12 protein-coding genes and 2 pseudogenes are annotated in these 18,459 nt (G+C 67.4%); 10 read left to right on the forward strand and 4 right to left on the reverse strand.

What is annotated here, in order from left to right; genetic code table 11:
- Positions 1-51 precede the first annotated feature (51 nt).
- The 7 genes and pseudogenes from hemQ to hemL all read left to right on the forward strand — a co-directional run bounded on the left by hemQ (position 52) and on the right by hemL (position 7,441).
- Positions 52-753 (forward strand): hydrogen peroxide-dependent heme synthase, encoded by a 702-nt coding sequence (hemQ, locus tag MUN23_RS16435; protein WP_248759798.1) that lies wholly within the window; start codon positions 52-54, stop codon positions 751-753.
- Positions 750-2,016: pseudogene (locus tag MUN23_RS16440) on the forward strand (ferrochelatase). Before hemQ ends, MUN23_RS16440 begins: the two are co-directional and overlap by 4 nt.
- A complete protein-coding gene (gene hemC / locus MUN23_RS16445; protein ID WP_248759799.1) occupies positions 2,013-2,996 on the forward strand; it encodes a hydroxymethylbilane synthase in 984 nt (327 codons plus the stop codon). Before MUN23_RS16440 ends, hemC begins: the two are co-directional and overlap by 4 nt.
- Positions 2,983-3,858 carry a uroporphyrinogen-III synthase gene (locus MUN23_RS16450; RefSeq protein ID WP_248759800.1) on the forward strand — a complete coding sequence of 292 codons (876 nt, stop codon included), beginning with the start codon at positions 2,983-2,985 and terminating at the stop codon, positions 3,856-3,858. Before hemC ends, MUN23_RS16450 begins: the two co-directional genes overlap by 14 nt.
- Positions 3,855-4,835: a porphobilinogen synthase gene (gene hemB, locus MUN23_RS16455; RefSeq protein WP_248759801.1), complete on the forward strand. Its 981-nt coding sequence runs from the start codon at positions 3,855-3,857 to the stop codon at positions 4,833-4,835. Before MUN23_RS16450 ends, hemB begins: the two co-directional genes overlap by 4 nt.
- A gap of 73 nt (positions 4,836-4,908) precedes the next feature.
- Positions 4,909-6,027: an LLM class flavin-dependent oxidoreductase gene (locus MUN23_RS16460; protein WP_248759802.1), complete on the forward strand. Its 1,119-nt coding sequence runs from the start codon at positions 4,909-4,911 to the stop codon at positions 6,025-6,027.
- 94 nt (positions 6,028-6,121) lie between these two features.
- Positions 6,122-7,441: a glutamate-1-semialdehyde 2,1-aminomutase gene (gene hemL / locus MUN23_RS16465; protein ID WP_248759803.1), complete on the forward strand. Its 1,320-nt coding sequence runs from the start codon at positions 6,122-6,124 to the stop codon at positions 7,439-7,441.
- 153 nt (positions 7,442-7,594) lie between these two features.
- On the opposite strand, the gene MUN23_RS16470 is transcribed toward hemL, so the two are convergent.
- From MUN23_RS16470 to MUN23_RS16485, 4 genes are all read right to left on the reverse strand, one after another.
- Positions 7,595-8,332, reverse strand: coding sequence for an amino acid ABC transporter ATP-binding protein (locus MUN23_RS16470; protein WP_248759805.1), 738 nt, complete (start codon positions 8,330-8,332; stop codon positions 7,595-7,597).
- Positions 8,329-9,093, reverse strand: a complete 765-nt coding sequence (locus MUN23_RS16475; RefSeq protein ID WP_056343886.1) for an amino acid ABC transporter permease — start codon at positions 9,091-9,093, stop codon at positions 8,329-8,331. The genes MUN23_RS16470 and MUN23_RS16475 overlap by 4 nt, the downstream gene beginning before the upstream one ends.
- 17 nt (positions 9,094-9,110) lie before the next feature.
- Complete coding sequence (locus MUN23_RS16480) at positions 9,111-10,046, reverse strand: ABC transporter substrate-binding protein (RefSeq protein ID WP_248759807.1); 936 nt, start codon at positions 10,044-10,046, stop codon at positions 9,111-9,113.
- Between the two features lie 305 nt (positions 10,047-10,351).
- Positions 10,352-11,059 (reverse strand): 3'-5' exonuclease, encoded by a 708-nt coding sequence (locus MUN23_RS16485; protein ID WP_248759809.1) that lies wholly within the window; start codon positions 11,057-11,059, stop codon positions 10,352-10,354.
- 63 nt (positions 11,060-11,122) lie between these two features.
- Here MUN23_RS16485 and MUN23_RS16490 point away from each other — a divergent pair, with 63 nt between their 5' ends.
- From MUN23_RS16490 to MUN23_RS16500, 3 genes and pseudogenes are all read left to right on the forward strand, one after another.
- Positions 11,123-11,539, forward strand: a complete 417-nt coding sequence (locus tag MUN23_RS16490) for an MGMT family protein (protein WP_058931890.1) — start codon at positions 11,123-11,125, stop codon at positions 11,537-11,539.
- Positions 11,540-11,547: 8 nt separating this feature from the next.
- A pseudogene (locus MUN23_RS16495) lies at positions 11,548-14,902 on the forward strand (ATP-dependent helicase).
- Positions 14,899-18,459, forward strand: a complete 3,561-nt coding sequence (locus MUN23_RS16500) for an ATP-dependent DNA helicase (RefSeq protein WP_248759811.1) — start codon at positions 14,899-14,901, stop codon at positions 18,457-18,459. The pseudogene MUN23_RS16495 and the gene MUN23_RS16500 overlap by 4 nt, the downstream one beginning before the upstream one ends.

Raw genomic sequence — 18,459 nt, forward strand, 5'->3', positions numbered from 1 at the left:
TAGAAGTCGCTGGTTTCGACTTGGCGGTAGGGAAGGGGCAAACTGGTAACCATGAGCCACACTTCTGCCGAATCTGTCACTAAAACCGAAGAATCAGCCGAGCAGTTCTTCACTCTCTGGACTGTTTTCAAGCGGTCCGAGGACCTGGTGCGCAGCGCTGACGCTGCCGCCGATTTCGATGCCCTGTTGGTCCGCCTGGCCGAGGCGGGCGTGACGCACCGCGGCAGCTACGACGTCTCGGCGATGCGCGCCGACGCCGACGTCATGGTGTGGCTCCACGGCCCGAAGCCCGAAGCGCTGCAGCAGGCCATCCGCGACATCCGCCGCAGCACGCTTTTCGCCGGAACCGAGATTGTCTGGTCCGCCATGGGCGTGCACCGGGAAGCCGAGTTCGCCAAGAACCACACCCCCGCTTACTCACGCGGTGTGGCCCCGGCCGAATGGCTCTGCGTCTACCCGTTCGTGCGCTCCTATGAGTGGTACATCCTGCCCGAGGACGAACGCGGCAAGATGCTGCGCGATCACGGCATGCTGGGCCGGGAGTTCCCGCAGGTCATCTCCAACACGGTATCCTCCTTCGCCCTGGGCGACTGGGAATGGATCCTGGGACTGGAAGCCCCTGAACTGGTGGACCTCGTGGACCTCATGCGCCACCTCCGCGCAACCGAAGCACGCAACCACGTACGGGAGGAAATCCCGTTCTACACCGGCCGCCGCATCACCGCAGCCGAGGTCGCTGAGGTCCTCGCATGACCCAGTCCGAGCCCGCGGCGGGCGCCGTGCTCACCGGAATCAACCCGGTCACCGAAGCCGGCCGGATGGCGCCCAAAGACTATGACGGCGTCCTGCTGGCCTCCTTTGGCGGGCCCGAGGGCCAGGACGACGTCATCCCGTTCCTGCGCAATGTCACTCGCGGCCGCGGCATCCCGGACGAGCGGCTCGAAGAGGTTTCCCACCACTACCGGGCCAACGGCGGCATCAGCCCCATCAACCAACAGAACCGCGAGCTCAAGGCAGCCCTGGAAGCGGAACTCAGCGCCCGCGGCATTGAGCTTCCCGTGCTGTGGGGCAACCGCAACTGGGACCCCTACATTCCGCAGACGCTGCAGGACGCGTACGACGCCGGCCACCGCAAACTGCTGATGGTCACCACGAGTGCCTACTCCTGTTACTCCAGCTGCCGCCAGTACCGCGAGGACATCGGCATCGCCCTGACGGAAACAGGACTGTACGGCCGGCTTGAGGTGGACAAGGTCCGCCAGTACTTCGACCACCCCGGCTTTGTGGAGCCCTTCATTGAAGGCACCGCAGCCGGGCTGGCGGACGTGCGGGCGCAGCTCACTGCGGCCGGAACGCCGGACGCCCCCCGTGCACATCCTTTTTGCCACCCACTCCATCCCCACCCGGGATGCCGAGGCCGCCGGACGGTCCGCGGACGAACCGCGCGAGTTCGACGAAGGTTCCGCCTACGTGGCCCAGCACCTGGCCACCGGCGCCGCAGTAATCAGACGCGTTAAGGCCGAGTCAGGGCTGACCGCACCCTGGTCCCTCGTCTACCAATCCCGCTCGGGCGCGCCGCACGTGCCCTGGCTGGAACCGGACATCAACGACGCCATCGCCGGTCTGGCGGACCAGGGCATCAAAGGCATCGTCATCGTCCCGCTGGGCTTCGTCAGCGACCACATGGAAGTTGTCTGGGACCTGGATACGGAAGCCCTGGAAACCTGCCGCAACCTCGGCCTGGCTGCGTCGCGGGTACCCACCCCCGGCAACCACCGGAAGTTTGTGAACGGCCTGGTGGACCTCATCTCCGAACGGACGCTCGCCAACAACATCAGCGACCGGCCCGCCGTGACCGGCCTGGGCCCCTGGTACGACGTCTGCCGGCCGGGATGCTGCGCGAACTTCCGCGGCGAAAAGCCCACCATCGCCGGAGCCGACACCACCGTCGGCACCGGACACGACGCATACCCGGCCGCATCTGCGGGCGCTCCCGGGAGAGAAGGAACCCCGTGACCGTACGGATCGGAACCAGGGCCAGCAAACTCGCCCTGACCCAGACCCAGCAGACGGCGGACCAGCTGGCCGCCGTCGGAGGCTTCCCCGTGGAGCTGGTGCACATCACCACCGAGGGCGACGTCAAGACAGGGTCCCTGTCCCAGATGGGCGGCACCGGGGTGTTTGTCGCCGCCCTGCGCGATGCCCTGCTGCAGGACACCTGTGATGTCGCCGTGCACTCGCTCAAGGACCTTCCCACGGGCGCCGCGCCGGGCCTCACCATCGCCGCAACGCCCAAGCGTGCGGACGTGCGGGATGTCCTGTGCGCCCGCGACGGCCTCAAACTGGCTGATCTGCCGCACGGCGCCAAGGTGGGCACCGGCTCGCCGCGCCGCGCTGCCCAGCTGCGTGCCGCCCGTCCTGACCTGGACGTCCAGGACATCCGCGGCAATGTGGATACCCGCCTGGGCCGCGTGCCCGGCCTGCCCGGAAACGCCGCCGGCGCACCGGGTGACCTGGACGCCGTCGTACTGGCCGCGGCAGGCCTGGAACGCATCGGCCGCCTGGACGCCGTCAGCGAATTTTTCGAGATGGACGTGATGCTACCGGCGCCCGGACAGGGTTCGCTGGCCATCGAATGCCGGACGGCTGACGCCCCGCGCAAGGCAGGTTCCACCCAGGGTTCGCAGGGTGTTCTGGCGCAGGCCCTGGCGGCGCTCAACGATGAGGACACCCGCCTCGCCGTGACCGCCGAGCGTGCCGTGCTGGCCCGCCTCGAGGCCGGCTGCGCCGCCCCCGTGGGTGCCTTCGCGTACCGCAAGGGCAGCATGCTGTACCTCGAGGCGGCGGTGTGCGCCGTGGACGGCACCAAGACTGTGCGCGAAAAGAAGGCAACCGACGGTCTCACCGAGGTTGGTGCCACGCTGCTCGGCATCGAGGTGGCCGAGCTCCTGCTGGCTGCCGGCGCCGCGGAGATCGCGGACCTTGCCGCCTCCTGATGACCTGGCGGGCGCTCTGGGCGGCCGGCGCGTCCTGATCACCCGGAGCGCCGACCGTGCCGGGCCGCTGGCCGCACTGCTCGGCGGCCTGGGGGCCGAACCGCTGCTCCTGCCGCTCATCGACTTTGAACGGGCCGCGGACCAGCCGGCCCTCGATGCCGCGCTGGATGATCTGGTGGCCGGGGGCTTCGACTGGCTGGTGGTCAGCAGCATCACCACGGTGCGTGTGCTCGTGGAAAAAGCGGTTGAGCGCGGCACCACGGCGGCGGCACTGCTGCCGGCGGGAACGCGGGTGGCCACGATCGGGCCCTCTTCGCGGCGGATCCTGGAAGCCGTGGGCATTCCTGTGGCGCTGGCCCCGGTGGATATCCAATCCGCCGAAGGGCTCGTGGAACTGTGGACCGCCGCGCCGGCGCGCGTGCTGTTGCCACAGGCCGACTTCGCGGCCCCTGCATTGCGCGATGGCCTGGCAGCCAAGGGCGCCGACGTCACCGCAGTTGTGGCCTACCACACCGTGGACTACCCGGCCCGGCAAGAACTCCGCCTGGAGGCGGAACTGCCGTCCGCCGTCGGAATCTCCCACGCTGTCGCTCCCCGGGAGCTCAGCCAGTCGCAGACCCGCAGGGAGCTCGACGCCGGGACGCTCGACGCCGTCGTGGCCGCCTCGCCAAGCGCCGCGCGGCGCATTGCAGCGACCCTCCTGCCGCTGGGCCGCTGCCGTTTCATCGCCATCGGACGCCCGACGGCGGCAGAAGCCGCCGCCCTTGGCATCCCGGTGGCCGCCACCGCCCAAGTCCCCACCCCGGACGGCATTGTGGCCGCGCTGGGCACCGTATTTGCCAACGAAGGGAACACCCGATGAGCTTTCCGAACCACCGCCCGCGCCGCCTCCGCACCACGCCCGCCATGCGCCGGCTCACAGCCGAATACCGCCTGGCGCCTGCCGACCTGATCCTGCCCGCGTTCATCCGCGAAGGCCTCAGCGAACCATCGCCCATCACCTCCATGCCCGGGGTTATGCAGCACACTACGGATTCGCTCAAGCGCGCCGCCGCGGAAGCCGTGGAACTGGGTGTCGGCGGCATCATGCTGTTCGGCGTTCCCGCCGTGCGCGATGCCCGCGGCACCGCCTCCCTGGACCCGGACGGTGTGCTCAATAAAGCCATCCGCGACGTCCGCGCCGAGGTGGGCGATGACCTGGTCATCATGGGCGACGTCTGCCTGGACGAATTCACCGACCACGGCCACTGCGGCGTCCTCGACGCCGACGGCTATGTGGACAACGACGCCACGCTGGAGATCTACGGCCAGATGGCCGTGGCCCAGGCCGACGCCGGCGCCCATGTGCTGGGGCCCTCCGGCATGATGGACGGCCAGATCGCCGTGATCCGCCAGGCCCTTGAGGAATCCGGCCACAAAAACACCGTCATCCTGGCCTACGCTGCCAAGTACGCCTCCGCCTTCTACGGTCCCTTCCGGGAAGCCGTGGATTCGCAGCTCAAGGGCGACCGCCGCACGTACCAGATGGACGCCGCCAACCGCCGCGAAGCCCTCCTTGAGGTGGAGCTGGATCTTGAGGAAGGTGCGGACATGGTGATGGTGAAGCCGGCCATGAGCTACCTGGATATCCTGGCCGACGTCGCCGCCATGAGTCCCGTGCCCGTCTCGGCCTACCAGATCTCCGGCGAATACGCGATGATCGAGGCCGCCGCCGCCAACGGCTGGATCGACCGGCGGGGTGCCATTACGGAATCCATCCTCGGCATCAAGCGGGCCGGCGCCAACACCGTGCTGACCTACTGGGCCTCCGAGGTAGCAGGCTGGCTCAAGGACTCCTGACCGGCGGGACTCCTGGCTCCAGGAATCCTGATGGGCCGGGAATGTTTCCGGGCAGTCCTTGGTTTGTATGCGTATGCATGAAAATAGCGAGCCTTCCGTAACCACTCCGTCAACCCCGGGCAACCCCACCGCCCCCGTCCCCGCTGACACCATCCTGCTGGGCGTCAGCACCTTCGGCGACGTTGACCTGGCTGCCGACGGCGCACCCAAGCACCACGCCGAGGTTCTGCGCCAGGTGGTGGAACAGGCCAGGGTGGCCGACGCCGTCGGACTTCACTCCTTCGGCGTTGGGGAGCACCACCGCAGGGACTTCGCCGTCAGCGCGCCGGACGTGGTGCTGGCCGCCATCGCCACGGCCACGGAAAACATCCGGCTCGGCAGTGCGGTCACCGTCCTGAGTTCGGATGATCCCATCCGCGTCTTCCAGCGCTTCGCCACGCTCGACGCCATCTCCAACGGTCGCGCCGAGGTGATCCTGGGCCGGGGTTCGTTTACCGAGTCCTTCCCGCTCTTTGGTTACGACCTGGGCGACTACGACGCCCTGTTCGAGGAGAAGCTGGACATCTATGACCGCGCGCGGTCCCAGAACCCGGTGAACTGGGACGGCCGCACCCGGGCGTCGCTGCGGGGCCAGATGGTGTACCCGCACGTGGAGGGGCGCCTGCTTCCCACCTGGATCGGCGTGGGCGGTTCGCCCCAGTCCGTGGTCCGCACGGCCACCTACGGGTACCCCATGGTCCTGGCGATCATCGGCGGCGAACCCGAGCGCTTCCGTCCCTACGCCGATCTGTACCGGCGCACGCTTGCCGAAGCCGGCAAGGAACCGCAGGCCCTCTCAGTGCACTCTCCCGGCTATGTGGCCGAGACTGACGAGCAGGCCCTCGAGGAGTACTACCCGCACTGGCTCGCCACGCGGAACAAGATCGGCGCGGAACGCGGCTGGGGACCGGCCGGGCGCGGCGAATACGAAGCCGCGGCTGACGAGGACGGCGCCCTGTTCGTTGGTTCCCCGGAGACCGTGGCGAAAAAGATCGCCCGGCTCAAGGGCACCCTCGGTGCGGACCGCTTCGAGATGAAGTACAGCAGCGGCACGCTGCCCCACGAGCAGATGATGCGCTCCATCGAACTGTTCGGTTCCAAGGTGGCGCCGCTCGTTGCAGACAAGCTTGCGGACATGCTCGCGGACCGCTGAGTCAGGCGGCCACTTGATCCGGCAGCTACTGTATCCGGCGCCCGCACCATGGCGTGGCGCCGGATGCCACCGCACGGGATGGAAGAATAGGGGCATGACTCGTTCCGAAGACCTCTTCGCCCGTGCCCAGACCCTGATGCCCGGTGGCGTCAACTCACCCGTCCGCGCCTTCGGCTCGGTGGGCGGAACCCCGCGGTTTATGGTGTCGGCCAAGGGCCCCTACCTGACCGATGCCGACGGCAAAGAATACGTGGACCTGGTCTGCTCCTGGGGCCCGGCGCTGCTGGGACACGCCCACCCGGCCGTCCTGGAGGCGGTACACGCGGCTGTTGACCGCGGCCTCTCCTTCGGCGCGTCCACCCCGGACGAAGCCAATCTGGCAGCCATCGTCCAGGAGCGCGTGCCCGCCGCCGAACGCGTGCGTATGGTCTCCACCGGCACCGAGGCCACCATGACGGCAGTTCGGCTGGCCCGAGGCTTCACCGGCCGGAACCTCATCATCAAGTTCGCGGGCTGCTACCACGGCCACCTGGACGGCCTGCTGGCTGCTGCAGGATCGGGTGTTGCAACCCTGGCCCTCCCCGGCTCGGCCGGCGTCACCGAAGCCACTGCCGCCGAAACGCTGGTCCTCCCCTATAACGACCTCGCCGCCGTCGAAGCCGCCTTTGCTGCGCACGGGCCGAACATCGCGGCCGTCATCACCGAAGCCGCCCCCGCCAACATGGGCGTGGTGACACCTGGGGAGGGCTTCAACCTGGGGCTGTCCCGCATCACCCGCGAGCACGGGGCCCTGCTGATCGTGGACGAAGTGCTCACCGGCTTCCGCACCGGCTACTCCGGGTACTGGGGGCTCACCGGCGGCGCTGCTGACGCTACGGACCCGTGGACCCCTGACCTGCTCACCTTCGGAAAGGTCATCGGCGGCGGAATGCCGACGGCGGCCCTCGGCGGGCGTGCCGACGTTATGGACTACCTCGCGCCCCTCGGCCCGGTGTACCAGGCAGGAACACTCTCCGGGAACCCCGTGGCCATGGCAGCCGGCGTAGCCACCCTGACGCACGCCACCCGCGACGTCTACTCGTTTTTGGACGCCCGCTCGCTGGAGCTTTCCTCTGCGCTGTCCGCCGCACTGGACAGCGCCGGCGTGGACCACTCGATCCAGTTCGCCGGAAACCTCTTCTCCGTGGCCTTCGGCACCTCCGCCAACGGCGTCCACAACTACGCTGACGCCCAGGCCCAGGAAACCTTCCGGTACGCGCCGTTCTTCCACTCCATGCTGGAATCCGGCGTTTACCTGCCGCCGTCGGTCTTCGAGGCCTGGTTCCTCTCGGCCGCCCACGACGACGCCGCGATGAACCGGATCTTTGACGCCCTCCCGGCCGCCGCGAAGGCTGCAGCTGCCGCGAAAGCCTAGCGCCGCCGTCGGCAATTAACCCGCGCGAGATGGCACTTCGCGGTAGTCTGCCCGCCTGGGACTGCCGCGAAATGCCAACTCAGCGGTGGATCCAACAGAAAATCCCCGCCACCCGGACAAATTTCGGGAGACGGGGATTTCCTGCTGGTGCGTCTACAGCACGTCCGAAAGGAAGCCCTTCAGGCGGTCCGTTGCGGGCGCCGTGAAGATCTGCTCGGGCGGACCCGATTCGACCACCACGCCGGCGTCCATAAACGTGACGGTGTCTGAGACGTTGCGGGAGAAGCCCATTTCGTGAGTCACCACCACCATGGTCATGCCGCCCTTGGCGAGGTCGGCCATCAGCGCCAGGACGCCCTTCACGAGCTCCGGGTCAAGGGCGGAGGTGGCCTCGTCAAAGAACATCACCTCAGGCTTCATGGCCAACGCACGGGCGATTGCGACACGCTGCTGCTGGCCGCCGGAGAGGTTGGCCGGGCGGGCATCAGCTTTGTGCTTGAGGCCCACCAGGTCCAGCTGTTCCAGGGCTTCGGCGTGCGCCTGGTCCTTGGACAGCTTCCGGAGCTTGCGCAGCGCGAGCGAGACGTTGTCCAGCACGGTTTTGTGCGGGAACAGGTTGAACTGCTGGAAGACCATGCCGATCCGCTGGCGCAGCTCGTCCGGGTTGTCCTTCAGGACCGACCGGCCATCCAGCAGGATGTCGCCCTGGTCCGGTTCGATCAGCCTGTTCATGACCCGCAGGAGCGTCGACTTTCCGGAGCCGGACGGACCAATGACCGAAGCCGTGGTGCCCTTCTCCACGTGGAGGTCGATGCCGCGAAGCACATGGTTATGCCCGAACGAAAGGTGCAGGTTCTTGCCGGTCAGGGTACCGGAAGTAAATTCCGTCATGCCTGTGCCCCCTTGCCGATAGGTGCCGCCAACTCGTCCGGTTCCTTCTTCTCCGGCCGGCCCGTACGGAGCCGGTTGTCGATGAAGTTCACGAAGTGTGTCAGTGGCACGGTCAGGATCAGATACAGAACGCCGGCGGCCACCAGCGGCGAAAGGTTCCCCGTGTTGGCCATGGCATCGTTACCGATCCGGAAAATCTCGCGGTCGGAGGCAGCCAGGCCCAGCACAAACACCAGGGAGGAATCCTTCAGCAGCGAGATGAACTGGTTCACCAGGGCAGGCAGCACGCGGCGGATGCCCTGCGGCACCACCACCAGGCGCATGGACTTGCCATAGCTGAAGCCAAGGGCACGCGAGGCCTCCAGCTGGCCTTTCTCCACGCTCTGGATACCGGAGCGGAAGATCTCACCGATGTAGGCGCCGGCGATCAGGGTCAGCGCCAGGATCCCGAGCGGATAGGGGTTCCGGTTTCCGGTGAGTTCCCGGGCAATGGGGCTGAGCCCAATGCCGATCACCAGGATGACCAGGATGGCGGGCAGGCCGCGGAACAGGTCGGTGTAGATCCGGGCTGCCCAGCGGGCCACGGGATTCCGGGAAATGCCCATGAGCGCGAGCAGCAGCCCCAGCAAGGAGCCGAGGATGCCCGATGCCAAGGCCAGGATCAGGGTGTTGGGCAAGCCCACCGTGAGAAGGGAAGGAACGACTTTCGCCATTTCCTCCCAGTTGAGGAACGTTTCACCCAGCTGGTCCAGGAGATCCATAAGCGGTTAGGCCCAGATCAGCTCTGGGGAGCCGGAGCAGCTTTGCTTCCCGGCTTCCAGTCGGCGGGGGTCTCGCGGTCCGGGTACCATTCCTTGGTCAGCTTGGACCAGGTACCGTCCGCAATAACAGCGTCCAGGCCGGAGTTCAAAGCGTCGATCAGGGCCTTGTTGTCCTTGTTCACGGCGTAGGCGGTGAAGTTCTGGGTGTTGACCACGGATTCGGCGATGATAGTTCCGTCGCCTTCCTTAACCTGGCCGGTGGCCTGCTGCGAGGGGGCTACCCAGGCGTCGATCTGGCCGTTACGCACGTTGGCATACACGGTGGCGTAGTCCGGGAAACGGACCGGCTCGAGCTTCAGGGTGTTGGTGACGTAATCGTCCTGGACCGTGCCCTGGACGACGCCGATGCGGACATTGGCATCCAGGTCTGCGAAACCCTTGACGTCGCTGTCCGTCTTGGCAACGACAGCCATAAAGCCGAAGTCGTAGCCGTTGGTGAAGCCCACGTTGGCGCGGCGGGCGTCAGTGGTGGAAATCGAGGACGATCCCACATCGAACTGCTTGGTCTGTACCTGGGAGAGCAGCGCCGAGAAATCGGTGGCCACGAACTCAACCTCGAGGCCAAGCTTGCCGGCAACGGCGCGCAGCAGCTCGTTGTCGTAGCCGGTGAACTTGCCGGCGGGGTCGATGAAGATATTCGGCGGGGCGTCGGAGAGCGTGCCAACTTCAAGCTTGCCTTCGGTGTTGAGGCCCAGCTTGGTCTTGTCGATCTGGTCCAACGGCGTGACGTCGGCGGTGGTGTACTTGTCCAGCGTCTGCTGGTCACTGCCGGCGAGGGCATCGGTGGGCGTGCCGCTCGGCTGGGCGGTTCCGCTACCGCAGGCGGCCAGCGAGACAGCCAGCGCAACCGCGACCGGAACGCTGGTCAGCCACTTCATGGCTTTGGTCTTCATGAGAAAGTCACTTTCATCAGAGTCATAAGATCAACCGGGCCGAAGGCTGCGCGTCAGGCGCCTGGCGCCTTGCTCCCAAATGCCGGCCGGCCGGGGCGGGATTACCGCTGAACTTAATCATCTCATTTCCGGCTTTCAGCGCCTTCGGACGAATAAGACCTTGCTTCAATGCGACCATGCCGAATTAGTGGCTGAAGTTGACTCTTCCTGAACATCTGATGAATGAATGCTGCCCGCACGGCCGAATCCGCGGGTTCCGGCAGCCGCAGTCAGCGGTTCCGGGCTAAATGTGAGTTAGCTCTCAACTAGAAGTCGCCGCTGGCGTCTTCCGGAGGTAGGACGGGCCATTCGCCTTCGATCACGGCGGCGGGCTTGGTCTTGCGCAGGTAGTTCTGGAAGTCCGCCGCTTGGCTGACAGCCCAGTCCTTTTGCAGTTCGTGAAGCTGGCTGGCCGGCATCTTGAGCTTGGGGAACTTGATGGCCATGGCATCCAGCATCCGGAGCGTGGCCAAAGCATCCGCGGCCGACGTATGGGCGTTGTCCAGCGTGATGCCGTATTCCTCACACAGGGCTGTCAGTGTGCGCTTACCCTTGCGGTAGCGGTCCACCTGTTTGTTCATGATGAACGGGTCCAGGACGGGGAACCGGCTCAACTGCCTGACGCCGTAACGGGCGGACTCAGCGGCCAGGACGGTGAAGTCGTAGCTGGCGTTGAAGGCAATGACCGGAATCCTGGCGTCGAACAGGTCCTGCAGGACAGTTGCGAGCTCCCCGGTGACTTCATGGGCCGGCCGTCCCTCACGCCGGGCATGCTCCGTGGTGATGCCGTGGATATCGCTGGCCTCGGTAGGGATTTCGACGCCGGGATCGGCCAGCCATTCGTGTTCGGTGATCACGTCCCCCTGGTGGTCCACCACGGTGACCGACGCCGTGACGATGCGCGCGGCACGCGAATTCCGTCCGGTGGTTTCGAGATCGAAGGCTGCGCGGGGAAGGGTGTTCCAGGTGGTCATGCCTCAACGCTACCGGCCAGCACCGACAGGATCGCGCAGCGCCACTGCCGGTAACCTTGAGGTATGCGGACTGAGTACATTGAGGCGGTGCTCGCGCTGGTCGAGCTGGTTCCACCCGGCACCGCACTGGCCTACGGTGATGTGGCTGAGCTGCTGGGGTCCGGCGGTCCGCGGCAGGTGGGCCACGCCATGAGCCACTACGGCAGCCAGGTCGCGTGGTGGCGCATCCTGAAGGCGAACGGCCAGGGTCCGGAAGGCCATGAGGCCGAAGCGCTCCGCCACTACCTGCAGGAGGGGACGCCGCTGCTCGGCAACCACGATGCCTTCCTGCGCACCGGCGAAGGCAAATGGCGGGTGGACCTGATGGCAGCACGCTGGGCACCGGGCGAGGATGACTTCGACCGGATTGACGCCATTGCGGAGCAGCTGGAGCGGCGGCTGCATAGATTGTCGGTGGCTGATGATGAAATGTCTGTGTGACCGTAACAATCCCCGATGTTGATACCGCCGAGTCCGCACGCACGTCAGCGAGGCCCGCGTCCGCGGCCGGACGATCCGGCGGAACGGGCCTCCGGCTTCTCCCGCCGCGGCAGCTGCACGCCGACGTGCCGGCGTTGTCTGCGGACCAGCGCGGGGCCGTCGACGTGCCTCACGGCTCCGGGCCCGTCCTGGTTCCCGGGGCACCCGGAACCGGAAAATCAACGGTCCTGATCGAAGCTGCCGTCCGTCGGGCCCTGCAGGACGGCGTGGACCCGGAACGGATCCTCATCCTGGCGCCCGGACGCCTCGCCGCCGACTCACTCCGCGACCGCTTCACCGCACGGCTGGACAGGAGCCTGAGCACCACGCCGGCCCGGACTTGGGCAGCCTATGCGTTTGACCTGATCCGGCGGGCGAAAGCGGAAGGAATCCTTACGCTTCCGCGCGCGCCACGGCTCCTGTCAGGCCCGGAACAGGACCTCATCATCCGCGAACTCCTGGAGGGCCACCGGATGCCAGGCCTGGAACTTCCATGGCCTGCGGACCTGGAAGCGGCACTTGAGACGCGGGGCTTCCGCCACGAGGTACGCCAACTCTTCGACCGGATCATCGAATCCGGCCGGACCGCCGGTGACCTGGAGGAGCTGGGCCACCAGTGCGGCCGGCCCGACTGGATCGCCGCCGCGGCGCTGTACGCCGAGTACCGGGACGTCCTGGACCTGCGCATGCCGGAGGCCTTCGACCCCGCCGGCATCATCACCACGGCCCGGCAGATCTTCCAGGACGCGCCTGACTTCCTGGCCGCGGAACGGGATCGCCTCCAGCTCGTGTTGGTGGACGATGTGCAGGAGGCGAACCCTGCCGTGTTCGAACTGCTCGCCGATATCGCCGCCGGCAAGGACTGCTATGTCGCCTACTCCGCGGACACCGTTGTGCAGGGCTTCCGCGGGGCCAGACCCGACCTCGTTGCGGAGCTGCCGCGCCTGCTTTCTGCGAAAGCCGGCGTCATCGAGCGGCCGCTGTGGCACACCCATCGGCACGCCCCCCGCCATTGCCGAGGCCTGGCTCGGCGTCGCGGGCAGAATATCGCAGCGTGCGGGCGGCCAGCTGGCAAGGCGGCTTGAGCAGCCCGAACCCCGGGCCGGAACCGGGCACGGGCCCACCGCCGTCGTCGAACCCCAACCGCAGTCCGCCGGCACGGTGGAAGCACACCTGGTACCGTCCCCGGTCCACGAACTCCGGTATGTTGCCCAGCGCATCCTGGACCAGCACGTCAACCATGGCCGCGACCTGGCCGAGATCGCCGTGATTGTACGTAACGGCGGCCAACTCAGTGAGCTGCAGCGCTACCTCACGGGCCAGGGGATCCCGGTCCGTGTTCCGGTGGCCGAGTCCGCGGTCCGCGATGAGGTGGCCGTGCGTCCGCTGTTGGACGCCTACGCCATAGCCCTGGATCCCGAGTTGTTGACTCCGGAAGCCGCCGTTGCGCTGCTGACATCGCGCATCGGGGGTGCCACGTCCATTGAATTGCGCCGGCTCCGCCAGTCGCTGAGGCGGGAGGAGCTGCTGGGCGGCGGCGGACGGACCAGCGACGCCCTGCTGGTTGAGGCATTATTGGAACCCGGCGCCCTGGCGACGCTGGGCCTGGAAGGCCGTTCAGCGCGCCGGACCGCCCGCATGATCCAGGCAGGGCGGAGCGCCGCCGGCGAGCCCGGCGCCAATGCCGAGACCGTTCTCTGGGCCCTGTGGCATTCCACCGGACTGGCCAACGCCTGGACCGAATCTGCCCTCACCGGCGGTTCCCACGGAGCCCGAGCCGACCGGGATCTTGATGCCATGATGGCGCTCTTCCATACAGCCGAGCGCTACGTGGACCAGATGCCGGGCGCCGGGCCGGAGCAGTTCCTTGAGTACCTCCTGAACCAGGAGCTGCCGATGGATACCCTGGCCGCGCGGGCCCAGGTGGACGACGCCGTCGAGCTGATGACCCCGGCCAGTGCTGCCGGGCGGCAGTGGCCGGTGGTCATTGTGGCGGGGCTGCAGGAAGGCGTCTGGCCCAATACCAGGCTCCGCGGTGAGCTGCTGGGCAGCAGCCTGTACGCTGACGCCGTCGAGCATGGGGTCAGCTATGCATTACAGCTGGACCCGCTGAGCCGGCTGCGGGAGATCCGCTACGACGAACTCCGAAGCTTCTCCACGGCCGTTTCCAGGGCCTGCGAGATGCTGATCTGCACCGCTGTTTCGTCCGAGGACGACCAGCCGTCGTCCTTCCTCGACTATGTGGCGCCGCTAGAGCCGGGCGCCGAGGGCAGGGGGTTCACGCCGGTGGAACGGCCCATGACGCTGCGTGCCCTGGTGGCCGAGCTGCGGCAATACGCGCAGCTGAATGGAAAGTATGAGCCCGAAGCCGCCGAGGCCGCCAGGGTCCTGGCCGGACTTGCCGCTGCGGAACCGGCGGTCGCGGGAGCGCATCCGGACAGCTGGTGGGGCCTGCCTCCTTTGACGACATCGGAGCCGGTTGTCCCGCCCGGAGGGACGGTTTACGTCTCGCCGTCGAAGGTGGAATCCGTGCAGAAATCACCGCTCGACTGGTTTGTGCAGGCGGCTGGCGGAGAGGCCGCCACCGACTTCGCCCGGAGCCTGGGCACCCTGGTGCACGCCATCGCGCAGGACCTGCCGGAGGCCTCCGGAGGCGAGTACGTCGCCGAACTCATCCGCCGGTGGCCAACCCTGGGGATGAAGGACAACTGGGAGGGCAAACTCGACTTCCAGCGTGCCGAAACGATGGTGCGCAAGCTCGCGCAGTATGTCCTGGTGATGCGGAGCGAGGGCCGGAGCCTGCTGGGCGTCGAGCAGGACTTTGAGGTCCGGCTGCCCGACGTTCCGCCGGCGGCGACGGACTCGGGCGATGGCCAGCGCGGCGATGCGCGGGCCGCCGTGCTCCGCGGCCAGGTTGACCGGCTGGAGATCGACCCCGAAGGAAGGCTGGTCATTGTGGACCTCAAGACGGGCAAAAGGCAGCCTGGCAAGACCGAGCTGTCCCGCCATCCCCAGCTGGGGGCCTACCAAGCGGCGGTCCTGGCTGGCGGTTTCACGGAGGTACAGGACGGTGCAACCGTACCGGGCGGCGCAGTACTGGCGCAGCTCGGAACAACTACCAAAAGTCCCGGCGTCCAGCAACAGGAACCCTTGGAGGCCCAGGATAACTGGGCCCTGGACATGGTCACCGGTGCGGCCGCCGTCATGTCCGGCAGCAGCTTCGAAGCCCGGCACGACCCGGCAAAAAGCAGCCACGGGGGGCACGGCTGCAGGCTCCCCGAGGTCTGTCCGCTCTGTGTCCGCGGAAAGCAGGTCACCGAATGAGCCAGCCCCAGGTTCCAGAGCCCCTGTTTAGCCCAGAGGAGCTGTCCAGGCTGCTGGGTGAAAAGAACACGCCTACCCCCGAACAGTCGGCCATCATTTCCTCACCCCTGGCTCCCCGGCTGGTGATCGCGGGGGCGGGTTCCGGCAAGACCGCCACCATGGCCGACCGCGTCGTCTGGCTCGTTGCCAACGGCTGGGTCAGGCCAGAGGAAGTCCTGGGCGTTACGTTCACCAGGAAGGCGGCCGGCGAGCTGGCCACCCGGATCCGGGCCAAGCTGGCCGCATTGCAGCGGGTCGCTGCCCAGGACACACGGCACGAAGTGTTCCCCGAGGGGCTGCTCAGCAGCGACGCCCTGGAGCCCAAGGTGTCCACTTACCACTCATTTGCCAGCGGCATCGTTTCTGACTACGGGCTGAGGCTGGGCGTGGAACGCGACGTTGTGCTGCTCGGCGGAGCCCAGGCCTGGCAGCTCGCCAGCGAAGTAGTGGAAGCGTTCGACGGCGAGTACAGCCACTTCAAGGCAGCCAAGTCCACACTGGTCAAGGCAGTCATCCAGCTCGCGGGGGAGTGCGCAGAGCACCTGCAGGAACCGGCCGACGTCGAGGCCTGGCTTCTGGCGCGGCTGTCTGAGTTTGAAGAACGTCCCTACGTGGCCGGGGCGAACAAGAACGCCCCCCAGGCAGCCGGTGAGCTGGCCGCGATGCTGCGCACCAGGGCAAGCGTGGCCGACATGGTGGGCCGCTACGCCGCCGCCAAGAAGTCACGGGGGGCATTGGACTTCGGCGACCTGGTGGCACTCGCGGCCCGTGTGGCCAGGGAAATCCCCCTTGCTGCGGACATGGAACGCCAGCGCTACAAAGTGGTGCTCCTCGACGAGTTCCAGGACACGTCGTATGCCCAGCTGGTCCTGTTTTCGCGGCTTTTCGGCGAGGGCCACGCGGTCACCGCCGTGGGGGACCCCAACCAGTCGATATACGGCTTCCGGGGTGCTTCGGCAGGCCAGCTCTTCCACTTTGTCCGTGAATTCCCTGTCCGTGTGGACGGGGACGACGGGCCGGGCCGCTTCACGCTGGCCCCTACGTCTTACCTGACGACGGCGTGGCGCAACGGCCGGGCCATCCTGTCCGCCGCCAACATCATGTCAGAGGCCTTAGGGCGCGCCGAGGCGCAGAAGGCCCCTGCCGGCAGCGCCGCTGTGGGCGCCGCCGCGGCAGGTGCAATGCCCGCGGGCACGGCTACCGCGGCGGCGAATGTGCCGCCCCTGCAGCCCAGTCCCTTCGCGGTGGACGGACGGGTGGTACTGGGCCGCTTCGGCACAGACCTCGACGAAGCCGCCGCCCTTGCCGCGGACGTCATGAAGTACCGGGTCACGGACTTTGAACGTGAGGCCGACGGCACACCCGTGCCGCCAGCACTGGCTGTCCTGTGCCGGCGGCGCGCCCAGATGGAAACCATCCGGCGGGAGTTCGAGGCGCGGGGGATTGCCTACGAAATCGTGGGGCTCGGCGGGCTGCTCGACACTCCCGAAATCGTTGATCTGGTGGCCACGCTCCGGGTGCTTGCCGATCCCGGACGCTCGGACTCCCTGATGCGCCTCCTGGCCGGCGCCCGCTGGCGGATCGGACCGGCAGACCTGATGGCCTTCCGCGACTGGTCCAGCCACCTCGCACGCCGTCGCGGCCGCCCGGCCGGCGCGGCCACGCCGGAGGACGGGCCCGCTGACGCGTCCGACGAGGCCGTCATCGAAAGCGACCTGACTGACGGCGCCAGCCTGGTCGAGGCGCTGGACTGGCTGCCACGCGAAGACTGGACCTCTTCTAACGGTCGGTCCCTGACCGAAGTGGCCCGCGACCGCCTCGGCAGGCTTTCGACGGAGCTCAGGCAGCTGCGCGGCTACCTCGGGGACGACCTCACCACTCTGCTCGGCGAAGTGGAACGCGCCATGTTGCTCGACATCGAAGTGGCAGCACGCCCGGGGACCAGTATCCACCAGGCCCGCCGAAACCTGGACGCCTTCCAGGACGCGGCGGCCGGCTTCCTCCGGACCTCGCACCGGGTGGACATCCTCGCCTTCCTTGCCTGGCTGGAAGCTGCCGCGGCCGAGGAAAACGGACTCGAAGCTCCGCCGTCGGATATCAATCGCGAGGCTGTGCAACTGCTGACCGTCCATGCGTCAAAGGGCCTGGAATGGGACGTCGTCTTTGTTCCGGGCCTCAACGCCGGCGCCTTCCCCAGCAACAAGGATTCCCGTTGGAGCAGCGGCGCGGCCGCACTGCCGTGGCCGCTGCGCGGGGACCGTTCGGATCTGCCCCAATGGGATACCGACCAGCCGGACCAGAAGGGCTGGCTGGACGCCGAAAAGGACTTCAAATCAGCGGTCCAGGTCCACGGTGAGGGTGAGGAACGCCGGCTTGCCTACGTGGCCTACACCAGGGCAAAGCACGTCCTCTGGGTCTCCAGCGCAGCATGGGTGGGCTCCAGGGCAGGGCGTGCCGAGATGTCACCGTTCCTCGCTGAACTGGAGCAGCTTGTCGGGTCCGGCCCCGGGTCCGGGTCCGGCCCTGACACGGCCCCGGCGGACGCCGCGGAAATCTCTCCCGCCGTGGTCCATCCGGCGTCAGTGGAGGAATTATCCCTGCCGGATAAGAGCCCGTTGACCACGGAAACGGAGGTGGCCGGATGGCCCTATGACCCCCTCGAAGGTCCCGTGGATGCGCGGACCGGGGAGCGCCTGCGGGTTGTTCCCGGCAGGCGGCTGGCCATGGAGGGCGCCGCGGCACGCGTCCGGGCTGCCCTGGAGCCATTGATTTCCGAGGACTCCGGGCCCTTCCTTGACCCTGCATCCGACAATGAATCCCGGCCAAGGCTCCGGGGCACTGCGGCGGGCTGGGCCAGGGAAGCTGCCTTGCTGCTGGAACGGCGGTCCAGGCGCGCCTCCGGGCAGGACGTCCACCTGCCAGGCCACATCTCTGCGTCCACGCTGGTGGACCTCGGCGAGGACCCGGCAGGGGTAGTGGGCAGGCTGCGAAGGCCTGTACCGCGTGAGCCCGGCATGTCGGCGAGAAAGGGGACAGCCTTCCACGCCTGGGTTGAAGAGTACTTCGGCGCGGCCGGGATGCTGGATATCGGCGAGGCCCCCGGCTCCGACGATCACATCGACGCCGCCTACGACCTCGACACCATGGTGGCCATCTTCAAAGCCTCGGAATGGGCCGACAGGTCACCGGCATTTGTCGAAGTGCCGGTGGAAACGAGGGTGGGCGACGTGGTGGTCCGCGGACGCATCGACGCCGTCTTCCAGGACGCGGACGGGCGGTGGGACCTCGTGGACTGGAAAACCGGACGCCGGCCCTCTGCCGCCCAGCTGAGGGCCAAGTCGGTGCAGCTTGCCGCGTACCGGCTGGCCTGGGCCCGGCTCAAGGGTGTGGCCGTGGAGGACGTCAGGGCCGCTTTCTTCTACGTTGCGGACAACCAGGTGGTGCGGCCGCACAATCTGGGCTCCGCTGAGGAGCTCGAACAGATTGTGGCCGCCGCCCTTGAGGTCAGTGCTTCCTGA

It is taken from the genome of Pseudarthrobacter sp. SSS035 (genome assembly GCF_023273875.1).
Taxonomy (GTDB): domain Bacteria; phylum Actinomycetota; class Actinomycetes; order Actinomycetales; family Micrococcaceae; genus Arthrobacter.